Genomic DNA, 18453 nt, shown 5'->3' with positions numbered 1-18453 from the left:
ATTACTTAATTCGTGCGCTTGATCACAACCTGACCACCAAAGAGGCGTTCTCCATGACTGCTGAAGTAATTAAATGCCGTGCTGCGGTTGCTTGGGGCCCCAAGCAACCCTTGAAAATTGAAGAAGTCGAAGTGGCACCGCCTAAAGCAGGTGAAGTCCGAGTGCGTATTGTGGCCACCGGTGTTTGCCATACGGATGCTTTTACCCTCTCAGGTGAAGATCCTGAAGGTATTTTTCCGACAATTTTAGGGCACGAAGGCGGCGGTATTGTAGAGTCTGTCGGTGAAGGTGTCACCAGTGTGCAAGTCGGCGACCATGTGATCCCCTTATACACGGCAGAATGTGGCGAATGTAAATTCTGTAAATCTGGCAAGACCAACTTATGTCAGGCTGTACGGGCCACACAAGGACAAGGGTTGATGCCAGATGGTACCAGTCGTTTCACCTGTCAGGGCCAAACCCTGTATCACTATATGGGATGCTCAACGTTTTCTGAGTACACAGTATTACCAGAGATTTCCCTAGCCAAAGTCAACCCTCAAGCCCCTTTAGAAGAAGTCTGCTTGTTAGGTTGTGGGGTCACCACAGGCATGGGCGCCGTGATGAATACCGCTAAGGTCGAAGCCGGTGCCACTGTAGCCATTTTTGGTCTGGGCGGCATTGGATTATCTGCGATTATCGGTGCCACCATGGCCGGTGCCAGCCGGATTATTGGGGTGGATGTCAATGAATCCAAATTTGAGTTAGCCAAAAAGTTAGGCGCGACCGATTGCATTAACCCGCGTGATTATGATCAGCCGATTCAAGATGTCATTGTAGAGCTGACAGAAGGCGGCGTGGATTACTCTTTTGAATGTATCGGTAATGTGGATGTGATGCGTTCCGCATTAGAATGTTGCCACAAAGGCTGGGGCGAATCTGTGATTATCGGGGTAGCCGGTGCAGGTCAAGAAATTAGTACCCGTCCTTTCCAATTGGTAACAGGTCGCGTTTGGCGTGGTTCGGCTTTTGGTGGCGTGAAGGGGCGTTCTGAGTTGCCTAGTATTGTGGAAGACTATTTAGCAGGCAAGTTTGCACTCAATGATTTTATTACCCATACCATGCGCTTAGAGGATATTAATGATGCTTTTGAGCTGATGCATGAAGGTAAAAGTATCCGTAGCGTGATTCACTACAACCTATAATGCCCCTTGGCTTTATCCATCCCCGCCCGATCGGGCGGGGTTTGCACAGATTTTCACTAAAAACGCAATTTTTTAGGTAAGCCTGCATCAAGCCAGGCTTGCCATTCACGTTCAAAATGTTGCAAATCTGTTGTTTGTTGCCACCAAGCTAAACTATCAAAGGGTTGGCAACGTTGTGCCCATAAGGTTTTAAATAAAGCGCGTAAGTGGTGTTCTTGCGTTGGTTCGAGTAAATAACGGACCAATGCCCAAGCTTGGGCATATAAATCTGGTGCCGACAACTGCGCCCATTCTGGGGAAGCAAAGGTCACAAACTCCGCCAGTGGCCAAGCGATTCCTTGTTGTTGCACACGTTGGTAATGGTGAACGGAAGGCGCTAGAAGTTTTAACTGAGCTTGTAAATCTAAAACTTCTAAATTTTCTGCTAAGCCTTCATTCAGCCAATGCGGAGTGGGACCAAACAAGCTTGCCATTAAAAGATGCACCACCTCATGGCGTAAAATTCTTAAAGTATCTTCTGCACGATTTTGACGCATCACGACCGCTTCATGCGTGCGTAAGCTATAAAAACCTATCGCTTGTGGGTTCAGCTGAGGTGCTTGTTCTTGCAAATACTGCTGGTACAAGTCTTGATCACTAAAAATTTGAATATTGAGACGGATGGCAGGGAAGGAATGCTGAGGCAAGTAACGGGCAAGTAAATTGGCTAGCTGTTGCGTATCCGCTTGGATTTGATCACGCAGAAAACTGACGCCGCTTTCGCCATGAATACGCAAGGATAAATCCAAAGCAAGCCCATGATGCTTGGCATTCAGAATTTGCGATTCGCGTCGAGGATCGTCAGGGGGCTGATCACTGTAGACCCATTGTCCTTGTGCATTTCGCCACTTATACATTTGCCCTTGTACTGTCACTCTTGGCGGCAAAGGCACACACTCAAAATCATGGCTTTCTGTCTCTTTCATTAAGCCAGGTAATTTAGGGGCCGTGCTTTCATTCGCTAAAGCTTCTGTCGCCAGCATGGCACCAGCACAAACAAAAAAACAAGCTGCAAACCAAGGCGTTAAACCTTGTTTTAATCGACCCTGCATCCTTTTTTCTCCCTAAAATACGGATACCTTAGCAGGTACCCGCACACCATTTTTCTCTAATTAGGTACCTGAAAGCGGGTATCCATGCGATACACCGAAGGCACATCTTCTAAGGACGAGACACTCACGCCCAAATCTTTTAACAAACCATCTTTTAAACCATAACACCAACCATGAATACTCAAATTTTGACCACGACGCCAAGCCCTTTGGACCATCTTGGTACGGCACACATTGGCGACTTGGGCAATCACATTGAGCTCACATAAGCGATCGACAATTAAATCTTCCTGCTCTAAGGCTTCTAGCTCTTCACGGTGGAGCTGATAAATATTACGGATATCGTGAATCCAATAATCAACTAGGCCAAATTCCTTATTCGAAATAGCTGCTTTCACACCACCACAACCATAATGCCCAACCACCATAATGTGTTTGACTTGCAGCACATCAACAGCAAACTGGATTACGGATAAAAGGTTTAAGTCGTTGTTGTGTACGATATTGGCGACATTACGATGTACAAAAACCTCCCCAGGTTGCAAGCCGGTAATTTGGTTGGCTGGCACACGGCTATCCGAACAACCAATCCATAAAAATTCTGGGCTTTGTTGTGCAGATAAACGCTGAAAATATTGCGGATCTTGCGCACGGATGGATTCGGCCCACGTACGATTTTGTTCTAACAACTTGCTAATAGCACATTGAGGGCTTGTATCTGTCGATTGACACATGAGTTAGGTCTCCTTTATGGCCACAATAAGGTATTTTGATTGGTGGACTGGCTTTCAACATCATACCATCTAGACCAAAGTTGTAAGCAACCAAGATGGGTCATCGTGCCCTATTTTCTCGTTTTATCAATAAGATATGTTAAGCTATCCCTAATGTATCTGATCACAAGGAGTTTTTTTATGAGTCAATATGATTACCAATTATTAGTGATTGGCGCAGGTTCCGGTGGTGTACGTGCAGCGCGCACCGCAGCAGCTTTAGGCGTGAAAGTCGCCGTTTGCGAAGACACTTATTTGGGGGGCACCTGTGTCAATGTGGGTTGCGTGCCTAAAAAGCTGTATTCGTACGCGGCACACTATGGCGAAAGCCTCCATGAAGCACAAGGCTTTGGTTGGCAAGTTTCAGCAGAAGTCAGCTTTGATTGGGCCCATTTACGCGAGCAGAAAAAAACTGAAATTCAACGTCTTAACCAAGTTTATCGTCAATTATTAGTCAACTCAGGCGTCACCTTGTTAGAAGGCCGTGGCCAATTAGTTGGCGACCATCAAGTGAAAATCGGCGAACAAGTCTATACCGCTGAGCGTGTTTTGCTTGCCACCGGTGGTTGGCCGAGTGTACCTCATGGCTTACAAGGGCGCGAATTGGCGATTACTTCGAACGAAATCTTTGATCTCGCCGAATTTCCACAGCGCTTAGTGATTGTTGGTGGTGGTTATATCGCGGTGGAATTTGCGAGTATTTTTGCAGGCTTAGGCGCAGAGACTCACCTGATTTACCGTGGTGATTTGGTCTTGCGTGGTTTTGATGAGGATATCCGCCAACATTTAGTGAGTGAAATGCGTAAAAAAGGTGTGAACTTGCATTTCAATACCAATATTGAAAGTTTAAGCCAAGGGGAAGGCGGGATTCTCGCTGAACTCACCAATGGCCAAGCCTTGCTTGCCGACCAAGTGTTATACGCCACAGGACGCCAACCCAAAATCCAAGGCTTGGGCCTGGAAGATTTAGGCGTGCAACTCAATGAAAAAGGCGCGGTCGCCGTCAATAATGAATTTCAAACCAATTTGCCTTGGTTATATGCCTTAGGTGATGTGATCGGTCGCGTGCAATTGACGCCGGTGGCCTTAGCAGAAGCCATGGCCTTGGTAAAACACTTGTACCAAGGGGCAAAGGTGGACTTGGATTATGAGTTAATTCCGACTGCCGTTTTTACACATCCCAATATCGGTTGTGTTGGCCTGACGGAACAAGAAGCACGCCAAAAATATGCTAATGTGAAAGTTTATCGTTCTGAGTTCCGCGCACTTAAACATACCCTCTCCGGTAGCCAAGAACGAACCCTTATGAAAATGCTGGTAGATCAAACTAGCCAGAAAGTGCTTGGGTTACATATGGTGGGTGAAGATGCCGGCGAGATTATTCAAGGTATGGCCGTCGCCTTAAAAGCCGGTGCGACCAAAGCAACTTTTGACGCCACCATAGGGATTCACCCAACAGCCGCGGAAGAATTTGTCACTATGCGCGATTAAGCTGCCTAGTGGCATCTCAACCTGACTTTAGCGTCTGAATCTTTAGCCCCTTCTTGATGGGGCTTTTTTGGTGTTTTTGCAAATAAAAAAACTCCCCAAACCTTGCGGCTGGGGAGCAGATCTGTCGGGGCACTCTTCAAGGTGTCTTAAAAAAGGCATCAAGCTTCCCGAATCAGGTAATCAAAGGCACCCAGTGCGGCACTGGCGCCTGATCCCATAGAAATCACAATTTGCTTATATGGGATATTAGTGACATCGCCCGCAGCAAACACGCCGGCCATAGAGGTCGCGCCTCGGCTATCAACTTCTATTTCACCAAATTTTGATAGATTCACTTGCGAGTCTTGCAACCAATCCGTATTAGGCACCAAGCCGATTTGCACAAAAATCCCCGCCAGTTCCAGGGTATGCTCGCTTTGATCACGGCGGTCAAGATAAGTTAGCCCTGTGACTTTATTGCCATCACCAACCACAGCAGTTGTCTGCGCTTGCGTAATAATCTCCACATTGGCCAAAGATTGGGCTTTTTTCTGTAATACCGCATCCGCCCGCAAGCTTTCGCCAAATTCTAATACCGTGACCTGTTCAACAATGCCGGCAAGATCAATCGCCGCTTCAATACCAGAGTTCCCACCACCGATCACGGCCACTTTTTTCCCTTTAAAGAAGGGGCCATCACAGTGCGGACAGTAAGCCACGCCACGGCCTTTATATTCTTGCTCACCGGGGACGTTTAACTCACGCCAGCGCGCACCGGTCGCTAAAATCACACTTCGGCTTGTTAAGGTCGCCCCACTAGCCAGCTCGACCTCAATCCCTTGTGCACGTCGTAAAGCCTGCGCTTTTTGATCACGAATAATATCTACACCGTATTCCTGCACATGGGCTTCCAAATTCGCCACCAATTTCGGCCCTTCTGTATAGGGCACAGAAATAAAGTTTTCAATCCCCACAGTATCCATGACTTGACCACCGAAACGCTCGGCCACTAAGCCGGTGCGTATCCCTTTACGAGCAGCATAAATAGCAGCTGCGGCACCTGCTGGGCCACCACCGACAATCAGCACATCATAAGGGGCTTTTTGTGCTAAGGCTTGCGCTTGCCGTGCGCCGGCTTGGGTATCGACTTTGCCAAGAATGTCTTCCAAGCTCATCCGCCCTTGGGCAAAACTTTCACCGGCCAAATAGACCGCCGGCACCGCCATAATATGTTTTTGCTCAACCTCAGTTTGAAATAAGGCCCCATCCACCATGGTATGGGTGATTTTAGGGTTAAAGGTTGCCATTAAATTCAGCGCTTGCACCACATCCGGGCAATTCTGGCAGGATAGAGAAATATAAGTCTCAAAGTGTAATTCTGTATCCAGTTGGCGGATTTGCTCAATCACGGCGGGATCGGTTTTGGGTGGATGCCCGCCCGCATGTAATAAGGCAAGTACCAAGGAGGTAAACTCATGCCCCATAGGCACGCCGGCAAAAATAACTCTTGCGGTTTCCCCTGCTGGTGCAATCCCTAGACTAGGTGCACGTGCCCGCTCGGTATGATGCAGGCTGATTAAATCCGATAGACTGGCAATTTCTTGTGCAAGATCTTGAATTTCTTGTGATTTTTTAGAATCATCTAAGGCTAAGCTGAGTTCGATAGGTTGTTTTAAGTGACCTAAATAAGCTTGCAGCTGTTGTTTTAATTGAGCGTCTAACATAATTATATTCCTATATAAAAATATTTTTAAATTTTGCACAGACGACTAACCCGAACAGACAAGCGCCTTCTTTAGGTAGTGTGCGTTTTTACTGGGAAGGTACCAGCAAGGTGATCATCACCCTGCTGGTGGTCTGGCGTCTTAGATCTTACCGACAAGATCCAAAGAAGGGGCAAGGGTCGCTTCACCTTCTTTCCATTTAGCAGGGCAAACTTCGCCTGGGTGTGTGGCCACATATTGCGCAGCTTTTACTTTGCGCAGCAATTCACTTGCATCACGGCCAATACCGCCTGCATTGATCTCGACGATTTGGATTTTGCCTTCTGGATCAATCACGAAGGTACCGCGTTCGGCTAGACCAGCCTCTTCAATCATCACCCCAAAATTACGGGTAATTTTGCCTGTTGGATCACCAATCAGAGGGAATTGGATTTTACCAATGGTTTCTGAAGTGTCGTGCCAAGCTTTATGGGTGAAGTGGGTATCAGTAGAAACACCATAGATTTCTACGCCGAGCTTTTGGAACTCATCATAGTTATCTGCTAAATCGCCTAGCTCAGTCGGGCAGACAAAAGTGAAATCAGCTGGATAGAAGAAAACCACAGACCACTTGCCTTTCAGGTCTTGCTCAGACACTTCCACAAACTCGCCTTTGTGAAAAGCTGTCGCGTTAAAAGCTTGTACTTCAGAACCAATATACATAGACATCTTGATTTCTCCTCGTTTTGGATTGAGCTAGCACTTGCCTATAAAAGGCTAGCAAAATTTATTAAAAATGCTTTGTGTGCTGTGCAAACTTTTGTTTACGGGATTGAGTATAAGCCGATCAGATCACATACTTAAAATTGATTGTATTTAACAAAGCAATAGCTTTAAGCTATTTAAGTGCAGGGATAAAGCTTAAGTTGCGCTTTTTTTCACCAGTTGTCCCCGCGTGTTATCCATGCGGTAATGGACGATACTGCCATCAAGGATACGCTTCACTACTTCTCTTGCTGTCTCCAAAGGTACAGAAAACCATTCTTGCGGGTGGTACTTTTTGCCATCTTGACCGATCAGGGTGATTTGCAACCGTTGCGCATGCAAAAATCCATGAATTAAGGTTTCAAATTTTCTTGGATTGAGGTTATAGCATTCCATGGATGCGAGAATCTTGACCGGTGCTTCCAGAAACGCCGTCTCCCGCGCTGCATTTTTGGTCCTTTCCTCAACCGTCTGCTCTGTGTAGCCGATTTTGATCAAGTTGGGAATCCCTTGCAGATCTGGGTGTTCACTCTTGGTCGCGACCAAGTAAATCTGGCCGGCACGCTGATCTTTATGGGTAATATTATTGAATGCATCCTCGACCGAATCAGGATCACGCATAATCCGGCGGCCGTTTTCATCTTGGTAAAGACGTTTCGCCAGTGATTGCAGCAAGTGATTTGATTCAGTACCGTTCTCAAAAATGACCCGCAAGCGGGGATCATAGCGGCCTTGATTATCTTCTCGGCGCTCGCCCACTTCATCAATCAAACACAGCACCCCTTCTAAAATAAAGGCATCACCGGTTCGCATCTGGGAGGCCCGCTGAAAACGTGCCGTTTTTATTTTTCCTGATTGCAGACCTTGATGCAGTGCTTTAAAGAGAGGTTCAAACACAGAGAAATCTTTGCAAATCCGCCGCTGCGCAATCTCCTCTGGGATTTCTCTTGGTGTCGCAAAAGCCACATGCACAGGCTCAAATAAGGCGGCCTCGCCTTGATCTAGCGCCGCAAAGGCTTCACTGGCAAAAATATCCTCTAACGAGGTGACATTTTCTGTCTCTGAAAGGCTTTGCACTCTGGGTTGTACAGGGTCAGCGCTGGGCTGAGTCTCTGTTTCCGCACTGGATAAGAGGCCATAACGATCATAGGGTTTCAGGGAAGCGTGCGACTCTGGACAATGAAGATACGTATTGAGCCGCCGAGCCAGCAGCTTTTCAGACAGGGCACCTGAACTAGCAGGCACCCGGCCATGCTGCTCAATAAAGGTATTAATTTCTTCAAATTTAGTTACTTCCACAGGCAGGCCGCCGCCAGCCTCCTTGGCTTTCACCGCAAGCAAACCAAATTCATCTGGGCCATTTAAAATATCCTCTAACGACAGGCGCGCTCTGCCTTTGCGATGGTGATCAATCGGGGGCATGGTCCATCTCCTTATGTTATGCGGTGTGTGCTTGAGCGGCTTTGCGTTCCTGCGCTTTACGCTTGATGTAAGCCAGTGCATCCGCCAATCGGCGCTCGTAAAGGTCACTGGCTGTCACCGAAGGCTCACGCCCTTTGTCCTTACGGAATTCATTGATTCGCGGCCAGAGGATGACTGCTTCCTCTTCCGACATCTGCGAGCGCATCCCCACCACGGTATCTTGAATGGTTTTCAGCACGGACGGCGTGACCGCTTTGGAAAGAATCTCATAAGCGCCTTGGAAAGGATTTACTTGGCGGATCAAGTCCACATTCAGATGTTCAATATTGACGAATTTATTGCCAATCAGCACAAACTTACGGTGCGCTTTCGCATCGCTCGTCGATGTACTCGGGCTTGTTTTAGAGGAAAGCTTGGCTTCGGCTTCATAAGGTCTAGCCTGATCTTCAATCCCCTGAGGTACGAAAATTTGCGCCCCTGCAGGGAGTTGGGCTTCATCAAATAACCCCCCTGTGGATTGAATCGCCATCGAAGTCTGTACCGCTTCCGCGACCGTCTGTACCTCTTGTTGTTCCATCTCTGGATACAGCTTTTCGATCACCTTGGGGATTTCCACCGCTTCCATCACCTCGGGATCTGCATCACCTGTAACCGCCGGCGCTATCACTTCGGGCTTTTGCAGAATCGCCGCCTTGATATTATCCATATTTTCCAGCGCCTTAATCACCCGCACGGATACAGGCGCACTGGTATCTTCAATCACAATCGTCCCTGGTGCCATCGGCTCCCCCGCCAGCAAGCGCGAGCGTGGTTTAAAGGTCACTGCAGGGGCCAACACCTGCTCCATCAGTAAGGACACAGTAATCGCCTTCAGCATATCGTTTACCGACCGTTTGACATCCTCATCTTCGGCATCCGGCTGGGAGATCAGGTTAGTAAACTGCGCATGGGTTTTACCTTCACAGTCACGGGTCGCACGGCCAATAATTTGAATAATTTCCGTCAGTGAGGAGCGATACCCAATGGTGAGCACATGCTCGCACCAAGGCCAGTCAAAACCTTCTTTAGCCATGCCCAGCGCAATAATCATGTCCATATCCTCGGCTTTGGCCACCTGACGCAAATAGTTTTGGACTTCAACCCGCAAGGGGCCATCATCCACCAAATCCGCCACTTTCAATAGCCGGCCTGAGGCATCCTTCACCGTGATAATGCCGGTCGTCATATCTTTCTCGATCACTTCGCCAATCGCATCCAGGATATGATCCACCTCAGTCAGCTTGTCCTTGGTGGATTCCACCGAATTCACATTCGGAATATGAATAATGGTTTTCTTGGTGGTATCTAAAACCTCATGTACGGCATCAAGATAAGACCCAGTATAAAAGTGATAGCCAATCCCGAGCGATTTTAAATACTGGTAGCCATTGAGCTGCTCATAATAGGAATAAGTGACTTGGGTAAACTTCTCCTCGTCCTCAGGAAGCAAGATAGGCACGGCATCGCCACGGAAGTAAGAGCCTGTCATCGCGATAATATGCGCATTCGAACCAGCCATCACCCCATCAATCAGATTACCCAAACGGTTCTCGCCATCGGCGGAAGTATGATGAAACTCATCAATCGCCAATAAGGTATGGTTAAAATCCGCGGGCTGAAGCTGCTGATAAGCAAAGCGCAAGGTCGCATGGGTACAAATCAAGATGGGGGCTTGGGGATCAGCCATAAAATTGACCAAAGCTTGCACCTTGCGCGCCTCACCACCGGGAATACACAGGTTATGGCTTGGCAACACCTTCCAATCCGCAAAAAAGCCGCCGCGGGTCAAATCGGTATCCTTGAATGAACTCCCAATCGACATTTCCGGCACCGCAACAATCACTTTTTTGAGACCTTGATGATGCAGCTTATCCAGCGCTAAAAACATTAAAGCACGCGATTTACCCGACGCCGGCGGCGCCTTAAGCAATAGATATTGGGCATCACGGGCTTCGTAGGCACGCGCTTGCATTTCGCGCATCCCCAGCGCATTGAGGTTTGCGCTGTTCCCGGTTTGCTTGTACTGGACGGTCAAGAGGTTAGCCATGATCACTTACTCCGTGTAGATTTCTTTTTGGCAGGTGCTTGCGCTTTCTCAGCGGCAATCAGTTTCTCGTAACGCGCAAACAGATGCTCCAGGCGTTCGGACGCATCGCGGAACGGCTTGTCGCGGTACAGCTTTTCCACCGCGCGATCCAAGGTTTGATGGGCTTTGAGTAAAGGCTCGGGCATTTTATCGGGATCGTATAGATTGGCTAAGGATTTGCCTGGGTAATCCTCACGAATCAACAAGACCTCTTCGGCCAAGGCTTCAATCTGTTTACGTTGCTGTTCGGTGACTTGGGGCCAAGGGAAGGTGTTATAAACCAGTGTAACCGAGTAACCGTAGCGGCTTTCCAAGCGGCCGCAGACAGTTCGCATCCAATCCATATGCATTTCAGATTCAAGAACGCCAAACTCGTACAAGGTGCCGTTGGGTATCATGTAGTTTTTATTGTTTGATATGGTTTCAGCACCAAAAAAACCTATTGGGACATACGGCCTCCGCTCGCTTGTAAAGGCCGGAACCAAAATGAAAGATTCTGGATTTTTCAGATCTCTGAACTGATGAGGCCTTTCAGCCAATTTTCGTGCCCCTGCGTCCCGACTAGCAAGACGTGTTTCCCGAACAGCCTCTACCCGCTGCTTTACCAAGGGCATAGCCTCAATATCTTCAAGGGTTGCCTCAACCAGCCATAAACACCAACGTTCTTTGGCTTGGATAAATTCTTGTGCTCCCATCAATTGTTTAATCCATCGGGCGGCTTGCGGCTCAGCTTGTATAAGCTGGTTTTTTTCTGCAGTGTTAAGTAATAAATGCCCACCATCGATAGGCTTATTTCCATAGAGCATTTCAGGGACCGAGCAAAGAGGCTTGCTGCGGCTTTCAATCACTATATCCCCGCCTTCCAGTAAATAGGGGTTAATATTGTCGACATCAACACGATGAATGTTTTTACCGTCCTGTACTTTAAACAGTGTTGATCTCTGGTTGATAGAAGCATTAGCCACACCAACAACAACCACATGAACAGCAGCATTTTGTTTTGCCTGATTTTTCCAAGCAAAAGTGGGATAAGCAAAACGGATTTTTAGACCTTTACCAAGGATAGAGGGCCAGAGTGTTGCAACCTGTTCCCCTTGACAGATTGAATTGGTGGAAACCAGTGCGAACTCTGCATGACGTTCGGAGATGTATTGCGAACTTTTCCAGAACCAACAGGCGACAAAATCAAGCATACCGAAGGATTTGAACTCCGAGAATACATAAGCCATATCCTCATTCTGCACCTGACTACGCCCAGCACTACCCAAAAACGGTGGATTGCCACAGAGATAAACTTCATAGGTATTTCCGTGAGTATCAAGCGGCGGGCAGACTTGTTGCCAATCCAAGCGTAAGGCATTACCACACACAATATGGCCGGAATCCCGTAATGGCAGCGCCGCCTTGGCATAGCCAAACTTAGCTTTAAAGGCCATATTCATTTGGTGTTCGGCTAGCCATAACGAAAGAACCGCAACCTCGTGGGCAAAATCGTCAATTTCAATGCCAAAGAACTGGGAAAGCCGAATACCTGAATAATATATCTCAGGCTGATCTGACACTGAGTTCAGCGCATCGATGACTTCCATTTCCAGCTTGCGCAACTCTTTATAGGCAATAATCAAAAAATTACCAGAACCACAAGCAGGATCAAAAATCCGCAGATTCTGCAGACGCAGGAGTAACCCCTTGAGCTTATTCTCACTTTTACGTGACTTCTCTAATTCGGCGTACAGCTTGTCAAGAAACAGTGGCTGGATCACCTTCATAATATTAGAGACAGAAGTGTAATGCTGACCCAGGTTGCCGCGCTGTTCCTTATCAATCACCGCTTGGAACATGGAACCGAAAATATCTGGGTTAATCTCGGACCAGTCGAGTGAACCGCAATCCAGCAAAATACGACGTGCTTTACGCCCAAATTCTGGGATCGGCTCCTTATCATGGAAGAGGCCACCGTTGACATACGGGAAGGCTTGAAAATGGGCTGGCATTAGGTTCCGCTTGGGATCTTCCTGCTCCAGATTCAAGACGGTAAACAGGTCCATAAAAAACTGATCAAGGTCTGCGCCATCCTCCCGAGTGGTCGACTGGATAACGGAGGTTACCTGCCCTTGCGCAAAGATGCCGGTATCTTCGGCGTAGAAACAGAATAAGAGGCGCGTTAGAAAGACATTCAGCGCATGAATATCTTCCGGCTTGGAAAGCTCGTTACGCTCGCGAATCAGATCGAACAACTGGCCCATTTTTTCAGAGGCTTTTACATCCGCCGGATGCTCGGCATACATAATCGCTTTTTCATAACCGGCCAATGGCAGAAAGAAGGCATATTGCTTATCGAGTTTCTCAAGCGGGGTGTGCAAACTTTCTTCCGCTTGCAAATCCAAAGCCACAAGGTTGACAAAATCCGTCACCATCACAAAACGAATGTCATTGCGGGTGACCAATTCGCTAGCCTTGAGCGCCTCGGCCTCAGCCTCCAAATCCGAGCCTTGCGCTAGGGCTCGAAAGTAAAGTTTCTTTTTGAGCGCAATATCCTCACCTTCGGCCAGGTTGCGGCTATCACCGCCTTTACGCAGCCGAGTGATTGTACTTTTTGGAAAACCGTAAGCATCTAAAAAAGAAAAGATCAATTCATCTGGATTAAGCGGGTTACAAGCCTGGGCAAGGGATTCGATAATACGGGCTTGGCTGATGGCCATGGTGCAGATCCTTGTGTGAATACTTTGTCTTATCTTGCTGTTTTTTATGAATTATCACAAGGAGCCCTGCCATGCCTCGTACTGCAACTAGCAAGTAAATTTCGCTAATTGCTGTTTTAGTGCCGTTGCCGAGGTTTGCAATTGGTCGGCAGCACTAGAGATTTGCTCAATACTGGTGGAGTTTTCCTGTGTATGCTGCTCAATATGGGTCATTTGTTGCAAAACTTGCGTATTGGCCTGCACCACTTGGGTGAGGTGCTGGGATGTGGTTTGTACCTGATATTGGGTGTGATGCATGGCTTGCGTACTGGTATCAATACGGGTACAGGCTTGCGCCGAATGCCCTAATAAGGCTTGGTGCTCAGTACAAGCCGCTTGCATTTTGCCACTCACTTGCGTGATGGCTTGTAGAATATGATCCAAAATAGTACGTGTTTGCTGCAAACTGGTTTGTGTGCGTTGTGCGAGTTTACGTACCTCGTCGGCAACCACCGCAAAGCCGCGCCCTTGTTCCCCAGCGCGTGCCGCTTCAATCGCTGCATTTAGTGCTAATAAGTTAGTTTGTTCTGCAATCTCGTTAATACTATCCAGCACTTGATTTACTTCTTGTGCTTCTTGCGCTAGCTGATCCAAATCCTCAGCTAATTGTGTATGTACTTGGGTGCTGTACTGAATTTGTTGTGCCATGTGTTGAATGGCTGCTTGGCTTTGGTCTAAATCCTGCACTGCATCAAGCACTTGGGTGACCGTTTCTGTCAGCTGCTGGTAAGATTGCTGCAATAAACTGGCATTGGTTTCGCTTTCCAAACGCACCTGATCTAATGCCGACACAATACTAATGGCACTTTGATTAATTTGTTGGCTACTGGATTTTAATTGTTCAGAAATACTTGCCGTATGCCATGCCCCTTGGGTGGTTTGGGCAAGGGTTTGTTGGAGCTCTTGCATTAAAAAATTAAAATCTTGTAATAATAAACCTATCTCATCTTGGCCGGCTTGGGTTCTTAAGGTCAGATTGCGCGTTTGTGCCACTTCACGAATAATTGTTTGCGCTTGCCCTAAAGGCTTTAATAAATGATGAATTAACAAATAAATACATGCGGAAGAAAAAATAAAGATAAATATCCCAATACCTGCAGACGTCAATAAAGTCACTAATAATTCTTGATTGAGGTGATTAATACTAATATCTGCCCCTGCAACAAAGGTATATCCTTCTGGGGTTTGATGACGAATAAAGACTGAACGAAAATGGCCCCATTCATCGGTATATTCATCAAAAACAGGCGTTTGACTTTGAAAAGCACGGATTAAGGCTTGGCTGGGTTCTTCATATAAGGGTAAGGGATCAGGAAAAACTTTTGCATCATATTCTTCTGGGTCCGGTGTATCTAAAACAAAATAGAACTTGCCTTGACGTTCAATTAAGGTATACACGTATTGAATGGGATGATGTTCTAATAATTGGTAGATACGGCTTTGTAATTGATCTGAAGTTGTTTTGCTAAAATCGCCTGCAGCCACTGCTTGATACAAACGTGTGTCTGTAATAAAAGCCCCTGCATGGGCCGCAAGGATAAGCTGTTCATCAATGGCCTGATATAAATCTGTACTGCGGATCTGATACGAGTAACTTGTATAGGCGAACACACTCAGGGCGTTTAAAATAAAAAATGCAGTAAGTAAACGAGATTTCAAGCTGGTGAACATGGCCTGTCCTTGGAAGTATGCTTCTAGTAATTAGGTGAGTTTTTTTAATTCTACTGCAATACAAGCGTTCGTCACCACTTGTAACCCAGCAGCTTGCGCTTGTGCGGTGGCTTGTGGGTGCTCAATACCTAATTGCGTCCAAATACTTTTGGCTTGCACTTGTATACTGGCTTGCACAATCTGTGGTACCTGATCGGATTGGCGGAAAACATTGACCACATCAATAGGGCAAGGCGCTTCAGTTAAATCAGCTAAAACAGGACAGCCCAGAATCTCTTCTCCTACCAATAAAGGGTTGATAGGAAAGACTTGATAGCCTTGCGCCAACAAGGCTTGCATCACTTGATAACTGGCGCGTTCGGGTTTGTTGCTCGCACCGACTAAAGCTATCGTGCGCATTCTAGTTAAAATGGCACGCATTGTTTGCATCGCTTGCATCTGAATCACCTAGGGTTAAAAATTGCGTCCCTGCAATTGATTTGTAAAATAAAATTCACTTTTTATCTATCTCAAGCAAGACGAGAGAAAACTTCGCGTCCTTGGACCCAAGTGCTCACAATCCGGCCTGTCAATTCTTGCCCTAATAAGGGCGTGTTTTTCCCCATAGAGACTAAGCTCGCGGGCGTCACTTGCCAGTGTGCATCCGGATCTAGTAAGCAAAAATCTGCATTCGCCCCTAAATGTAAATGTCCGGCGTCTAAGCCCAGTACACAAGCCGGTGCATAGGTGAGACGTTCAATCAGCTGATTCAGGGTCAAAACGCCTTGATTTACTAAAGCTAATCCTTGGCTGGCCAGGGTTTCTAAACTAGAAACACCTGCCTCAGAGGCTGCAAAAGGTGCATTTTTAGCTGCGGCATCTTGCGGCAGATGGCCACTGCTTAGCACTTGCAAGACACCATCTTGCAAGCCTTGGCGTAATGCGGCTTGATCTTGCAAGGTGCGTAACGGTGGTTGCACATGAAAGAGGGTATTAAAGTTTTCCAGATCATGCTCACTGTACATCAGGTGCTGAATACTCACATCCGCAGTGACCGCTAACCCACGTTCTTGCGCTTGATAGAGCATATCGACAGAACGCGCACAAGAAATGTGCTGTAAATGCACCCGTGCCCCTGTCGCTTCCACTAATAACAGGATATTGGCTAACGCCAAGGTTTCGGCAGTTTCGGGAATCCCAGCTAGCCCCATTCGGGTCGCAACCGCGCCTTCATGTGCACAGCCTTTACTTGCAAGGGCAGGGTCTTGCGGTTGCAAACACACTAATAAATCAAAGGTGGCAGCATATTCAAGACAACGCTTTAAAATCCCCACATCTTGAAAACCATAGTGCATCTGGCTCAGTGCAATACAACCGGCATCTTGCAAACCTGCCATATTAGTTAAGGCTTGCCCCTGCAAATCTCGGGTTAAAGCTCCCATAGGTAAAAAACGTGCGCCTTGAATGCCTGCGGCTTTATCTCTTAGGGTACGTACCAAAGCTGGGCTATCCAGTACCGGCTGGGTATCTGGACGCGCACATACATGGGTAAAACCACCTGCGGCGGCTGCGGGTAACTCAGAGGCTAACTGGCCTTTATAGCTGGGGCCAGGCTCGCGAACATGGGTACCGATATCAATCCAGCCGGGTGTCAGCAGGAGGCCGCTCGCATCCAAGGTGCGTTCAGGAATAAAATGCGCAGGCGCATCGCCCAACGCCAAAATGCGCCCTTGGTCTAAATGCACATCTAAACAAGCATCTAAATGTTGCGTTGGATCGAGAACGCGTGCGCCGATAATGGAAATTTTTGTTGCTTCACTCATACGAAAACACATCCTTAAGGTTGTGGAACTTGCGCGCCAATAAGATGGCTCATCACCGCCATACGTACAGCAAGGCCGTAGCTCACTTGGGGGAGAATCAAGGATCGTTCGCCATCGGCAACGGCGGATTCAATTTCAACCCCCCGATTGATAGGACCAGGATGCATCACTACCGCTTGTGGATGTGCATAAGCGAGTTTGTCACTGGTTAAGCCATAAAGACGGTAAAACTCTTGCTCAGAAGGTAATAAGGCGCCTTGCATCCGCTCCTTTTGTAAACGCAGCATAATTACCGCATCCACATCTTTGAGGCCATCGGCCATCCGGGTAAAAACACGCACGCCTAAATCTTCAATCGCAACCGGCAAGAGTGTTTTCGGGGCAATCACACGTACTTCTGCAGCCCCTAGGATATTTAACGCATGAATTTGTGAACGTGCTACGCGCGAGTGCAAAATATCGCCCACAATCGCGACTTTCAGTTGGTTAAAATCCCCTTTATGGCGACGTAAAGTCAGCATATCCAATAAGGCTTGGGTAGGGTGGGCATGGCGTCCATCACCAGCATTAATAATGGCCACATCTGGGGTGAGGTGCTGCGCAATAAAATGGGCCGCGCCTGAGTCTGAATGCCGTACTACAAAAATATCGGCATGCATGGCTTCAAGCGTTTTCAGGGTATCTTTTAAGGTTTCGCCTTTTGCCGTGGAGGAGGTACTAATATCAAGATTGAGCACATCCATAGAAAGGCGTTGCGCCGCCAGCTCAAAAGTGGCACGAGTACGGGTAGAATTTTCAAAGAATAAGTTGATGAGGGTTTTACCACGTAATAATGGCAGCTTTTTGACCGCTTGACGGTTCGTAGGGACAAAAGATTCAGCGGTATCTAACAAATGGGTTAATAAATCTGCTGGCAAGCCTTCTAAAGTCAATAAATGACGCAAACGACCATCCGCAGTAAGCTGAATATTATTCACCAGCATCTTCCCCTATTTGAATCCAATGTAAATTTAATTCACTATCTAATTGCACGCGCCAATGTGGATGGTAATCGACGTTTGCGGCAACCGCTTGGGCTTGAATCGGTAATTCTTGCGCGTTAACTTGTACCAGTACCGCTAAATAAATACTCGCTGGACGGCCATAATCAAATAATTCATTCATCGCCGCGCGGACAGTTCGCCCTGACTGGAGTACATCATCGACCAAGATGACATGCTTATCTTGCACACTTAAAGGAAGCTGTGAAGGCTGAACTTGCGGATGCAAGCCAATACGGGTGAGATCATCGCGATAAAAACTAATATTCAGTGTCCCCAAAGGGGCTTGCGCCACGCCCGCCACCTCTTTTACCGCTAATTCAGCTTGTAAAGCTTGGGCGACCCAAACGCCACCGCTATGAATACCGACCCAAACCACCTCCTCAGGTGCCAAGGTGGCAAGGTGTGCTTGTAAAGAAACACCCAATTTTTCAATCAATACAGGAAAGGCTTCCAGTGGCGGCGGGGCTTGTGTACATATCATGTGGGGTAATCCTCATGCAAAAAATTGCGAAAATACAAGGCACTGCAACATTGTGACTACTCCCCGCCCGTCGCCTAACGGCTATGGGCGAGGCTTCTTGTTTCAACGTCCGCAACAATCAAATGAATGATTGACTTACACAGACTCCGCAAGCGAAAACGACAGTCCAGCCGCTTTAAGTT

At 47.4% G+C, this 18453-nt stretch carries 14 protein-coding genes; 2 read left to right on the top strand and 12 right to left on the bottom strand.

Annotated features, from left to right (window positions below):
* Positions 1-53: 53 nt before the first annotated feature.
* Positions 54-1184, top strand: a complete 1131-nt coding sequence (locus BMX05_RS06920; RefSeq protein ID WP_093309558.1) for an S-(hydroxymethyl)glutathione dehydrogenase/class III alcohol dehydrogenase — start codon at positions 54-56, stop codon at positions 1182-1184.
* A 56-nt stretch (positions 1185-1240) separates the two neighbouring features.
* Here the strand turns inward: BMX05_RS06920 and BMX05_RS06915 are convergent, their stop codons facing one another.
* Both BMX05_RS06915 and can read right to left on the bottom strand, forming a co-directional pair.
* Complete coding sequence (locus BMX05_RS06915) at positions 1241-2275, bottom strand: DUF4124 domain-containing protein (protein ID WP_093309344.1); 1035 nt, start codon at positions 2273-2275, stop codon at positions 1241-1243.
* A 56-nt stretch (positions 2276-2331) separates the two neighbouring features.
* On the bottom strand, positions 2332-3009 hold the full coding sequence (can, locus tag BMX05_RS06910) for a carbonate dehydratase (protein ID WP_093309341.1): 678 nt from the start codon (positions 3007-3009) through the stop codon (positions 2332-2334).
* A gap of 180 nt (positions 3010-3189) precedes the next feature.
* On the opposite strand from can, the gene gor reads away from it, so the two are divergent.
* A complete protein-coding gene (gor, locus tag BMX05_RS06905) occupies positions 3190-4539 on the top strand; it encodes a glutathione-disulfide reductase (RefSeq protein ID WP_093309338.1) in 1350 nt (449 codons plus the stop codon).
* A 158-nt stretch (positions 4540-4697) separates the two neighbouring features.
* Here the strand turns inward: gor and ahpF are convergent, their stop codons facing one another.
* The 10 genes from ahpF to pyrR form a co-directional block, all read right to left on the bottom strand.
* Positions 4698-6242 (bottom strand): alkyl hydroperoxide reductase subunit F, encoded by a 1545-nt coding sequence (gene ahpF, locus BMX05_RS06900; protein WP_093309336.1) that lies wholly within the window; start codon positions 6240-6242, stop codon positions 4698-4700.
* Between the two features lie 141 nt (positions 6243-6383).
* The gene (gene ahpC / locus BMX05_RS06895; protein WP_395855154.1) at positions 6384-6944 is read right to left on the bottom strand and encodes an alkyl hydroperoxide reductase subunit C; all 561 of its coding nucleotides are present in this window, start codon (positions 6942-6944) and stop codon (positions 6384-6386) included.
* Between the two features lie 198 nt (positions 6945-7142).
* Entirely contained in the window at positions 7143-8408 is a 1266-nt protein-coding gene (locus BMX05_RS06890) for a GIY-YIG nuclease family protein (RefSeq protein ID WP_093309333.1), read from the bottom strand.
* A gap of 16 nt (positions 8409-8424) precedes the next feature.
* The gene (locus BMX05_RS06885) at positions 8425-10494 is read right to left on the bottom strand and encodes a DEAD/DEAH box helicase (RefSeq protein ID WP_093309331.1); all 2070 of its coding nucleotides are present in this window, start codon (positions 10492-10494) and stop codon (positions 8425-8427) included.
* Between the two features lie 2 nt (positions 10495-10496).
* Entirely contained in the window at positions 10497-13235 is a 2739-nt protein-coding gene (locus tag BMX05_RS06880; protein ID WP_093309329.1) for a class I SAM-dependent DNA methyltransferase, read from the bottom strand.
* 87 nt (positions 13236-13322) lie between these two features.
* On the bottom strand, positions 13323-14945 hold the full coding sequence (locus tag BMX05_RS06875; protein WP_093309327.1) for a methyl-accepting chemotaxis protein: 1623 nt from the start codon (positions 14943-14945) through the stop codon (positions 13323-13325).
* A 30-nt stretch (positions 14946-14975) separates the two neighbouring features.
* Positions 14976-15383: a CoA-binding protein gene (locus BMX05_RS06870; RefSeq protein ID WP_218139001.1), complete on the bottom strand. Its 408-nt coding sequence runs from the start codon at positions 15381-15383 to the stop codon at positions 14976-14978.
* 71 nt (positions 15384-15454) lie between these two features.
* A complete protein-coding gene (locus tag BMX05_RS06865) occupies positions 15455-16747 on the bottom strand; it encodes a dihydroorotase (protein WP_093309324.1) in 1293 nt (430 codons plus the stop codon).
* Between the two features lie 14 nt (positions 16748-16761).
* Positions 16762-17730 carry an aspartate carbamoyltransferase catalytic subunit gene (locus BMX05_RS06860; RefSeq protein WP_093309321.1) on the bottom strand — a complete coding sequence of 323 codons (969 nt, stop codon included), beginning with the start codon at positions 17728-17730 and terminating at the stop codon, positions 16762-16764.
* Positions 17717-18271, bottom strand: coding sequence for a bifunctional pyr operon transcriptional regulator/uracil phosphoribosyltransferase PyrR (gene pyrR / locus BMX05_RS06855; RefSeq protein WP_093309318.1), 555 nt, complete (start codon positions 18269-18271; stop codon positions 17717-17719). The genes BMX05_RS06860 and pyrR overlap by 14 nt, the downstream gene beginning before the upstream one ends.
* Positions 18272-18453: the final 182 nt, after the last annotated feature.

Origin of the sequence: Allopseudospirillum japonicum, assembly GCF_900108915.1 — a bacterium.
GTDB classification, from domain to species: Bacteria; Pseudomonadota; Gammaproteobacteria; order Pseudomonadales; family Halomonadaceae; genus Pseudospirillum; species Pseudospirillum japonicum.
Note: the sequence above shows the minus strand (reverse complement) of the source record. Positions and strands in the feature narration are given on the sequence as shown.

What these genes read in the sequence shown, in the direction of transcription:
- BMX05_RS06920 (WP_093309558.1), top strand. Translation starts at nt 54, where the DNA reads ATGACTGCTGAAGTAATTAAATGCCGTGCTGCGGTTGCTTGGGGCCCC.
- BMX05_RS06915 (WP_093309344.1), bottom strand. Translation starts at nt 2,275, where the DNA reads ATGCAGGGTCGATTAAAACAAGGTTTAACGCCTTGGTTTGCAGCTTGT.
- can (WP_093309341.1), bottom strand. Translation starts at nt 3,009, where the DNA reads ATGTGTCAATCGACAGATACAAGCCCTCAATGTGCTATTAGCAAGTTG.
- gor (WP_093309338.1), top strand. Translation starts at nt 3,190, where the DNA reads ATGAGTCAATATGATTACCAATTATTAGTGATTGGCGCAGGTTCCGGT.
- ahpF (WP_093309336.1), bottom strand. Translation starts at nt 6,242, where the DNA reads ATGTTAGACGCTCAATTAAAACAACAGCTGCAAGCTTATTTAGGTCAC.
- ahpC (WP_395855154.1), bottom strand. Translation starts at nt 6,944, where the DNA reads ATGTATATTGGTTCTGAAGTACAAGCTTTTAACGCGACAGCTTTTCAC.
- BMX05_RS06890 (WP_093309333.1), bottom strand. Translation starts at nt 8,408, where the DNA reads ATGCCCCCGATTGATCACCATCGCAAAGGCAGAGCGCGCCTGTCGTTA.
- BMX05_RS06885 (WP_093309331.1), bottom strand. Translation starts at nt 10,494, where the DNA reads ATGGCTAACCTCTTGACCGTCCAGTACAAGCAAACCGGGAACAGCGCA.
- BMX05_RS06880 (WP_093309329.1), bottom strand. Translation starts at nt 13,235, where the DNA reads ATGGCCATCAGCCAAGCCCGTATTATCGAATCCCTTGCCCAGGCTTGT.
- BMX05_RS06875 (WP_093309327.1), bottom strand. Translation starts at nt 14,945, where the DNA reads ATGTTCACCAGCTTGAAATCTCGTTTACTTACTGCATTTTTTATTTTA.
- BMX05_RS06870 (WP_218139001.1), bottom strand. Translation starts at nt 15,383, where the DNA reads ATGCAAGCGATGCAAACAATGCGTGCCATTTTAACTAGAATGCGCACG.
- BMX05_RS06865 (WP_093309324.1), bottom strand. Translation starts at nt 16,747, where the DNA reads ATGAGTGAAGCAACAAAAATTTCCATTATCGGCGCACGCGTTCTCGAT.
- BMX05_RS06860 (WP_093309321.1), bottom strand. Translation starts at nt 17,730, where the DNA reads ATGCTGGTGAATAATATTCAGCTTACTGCGGATGGTCGTTTGCGTCAT.
- pyrR (WP_093309318.1), bottom strand. Translation starts at nt 18,271, where the DNA reads ATGATATGTACACAAGCCCCGCCGCCACTGGAAGCCTTTCCTGTATTG.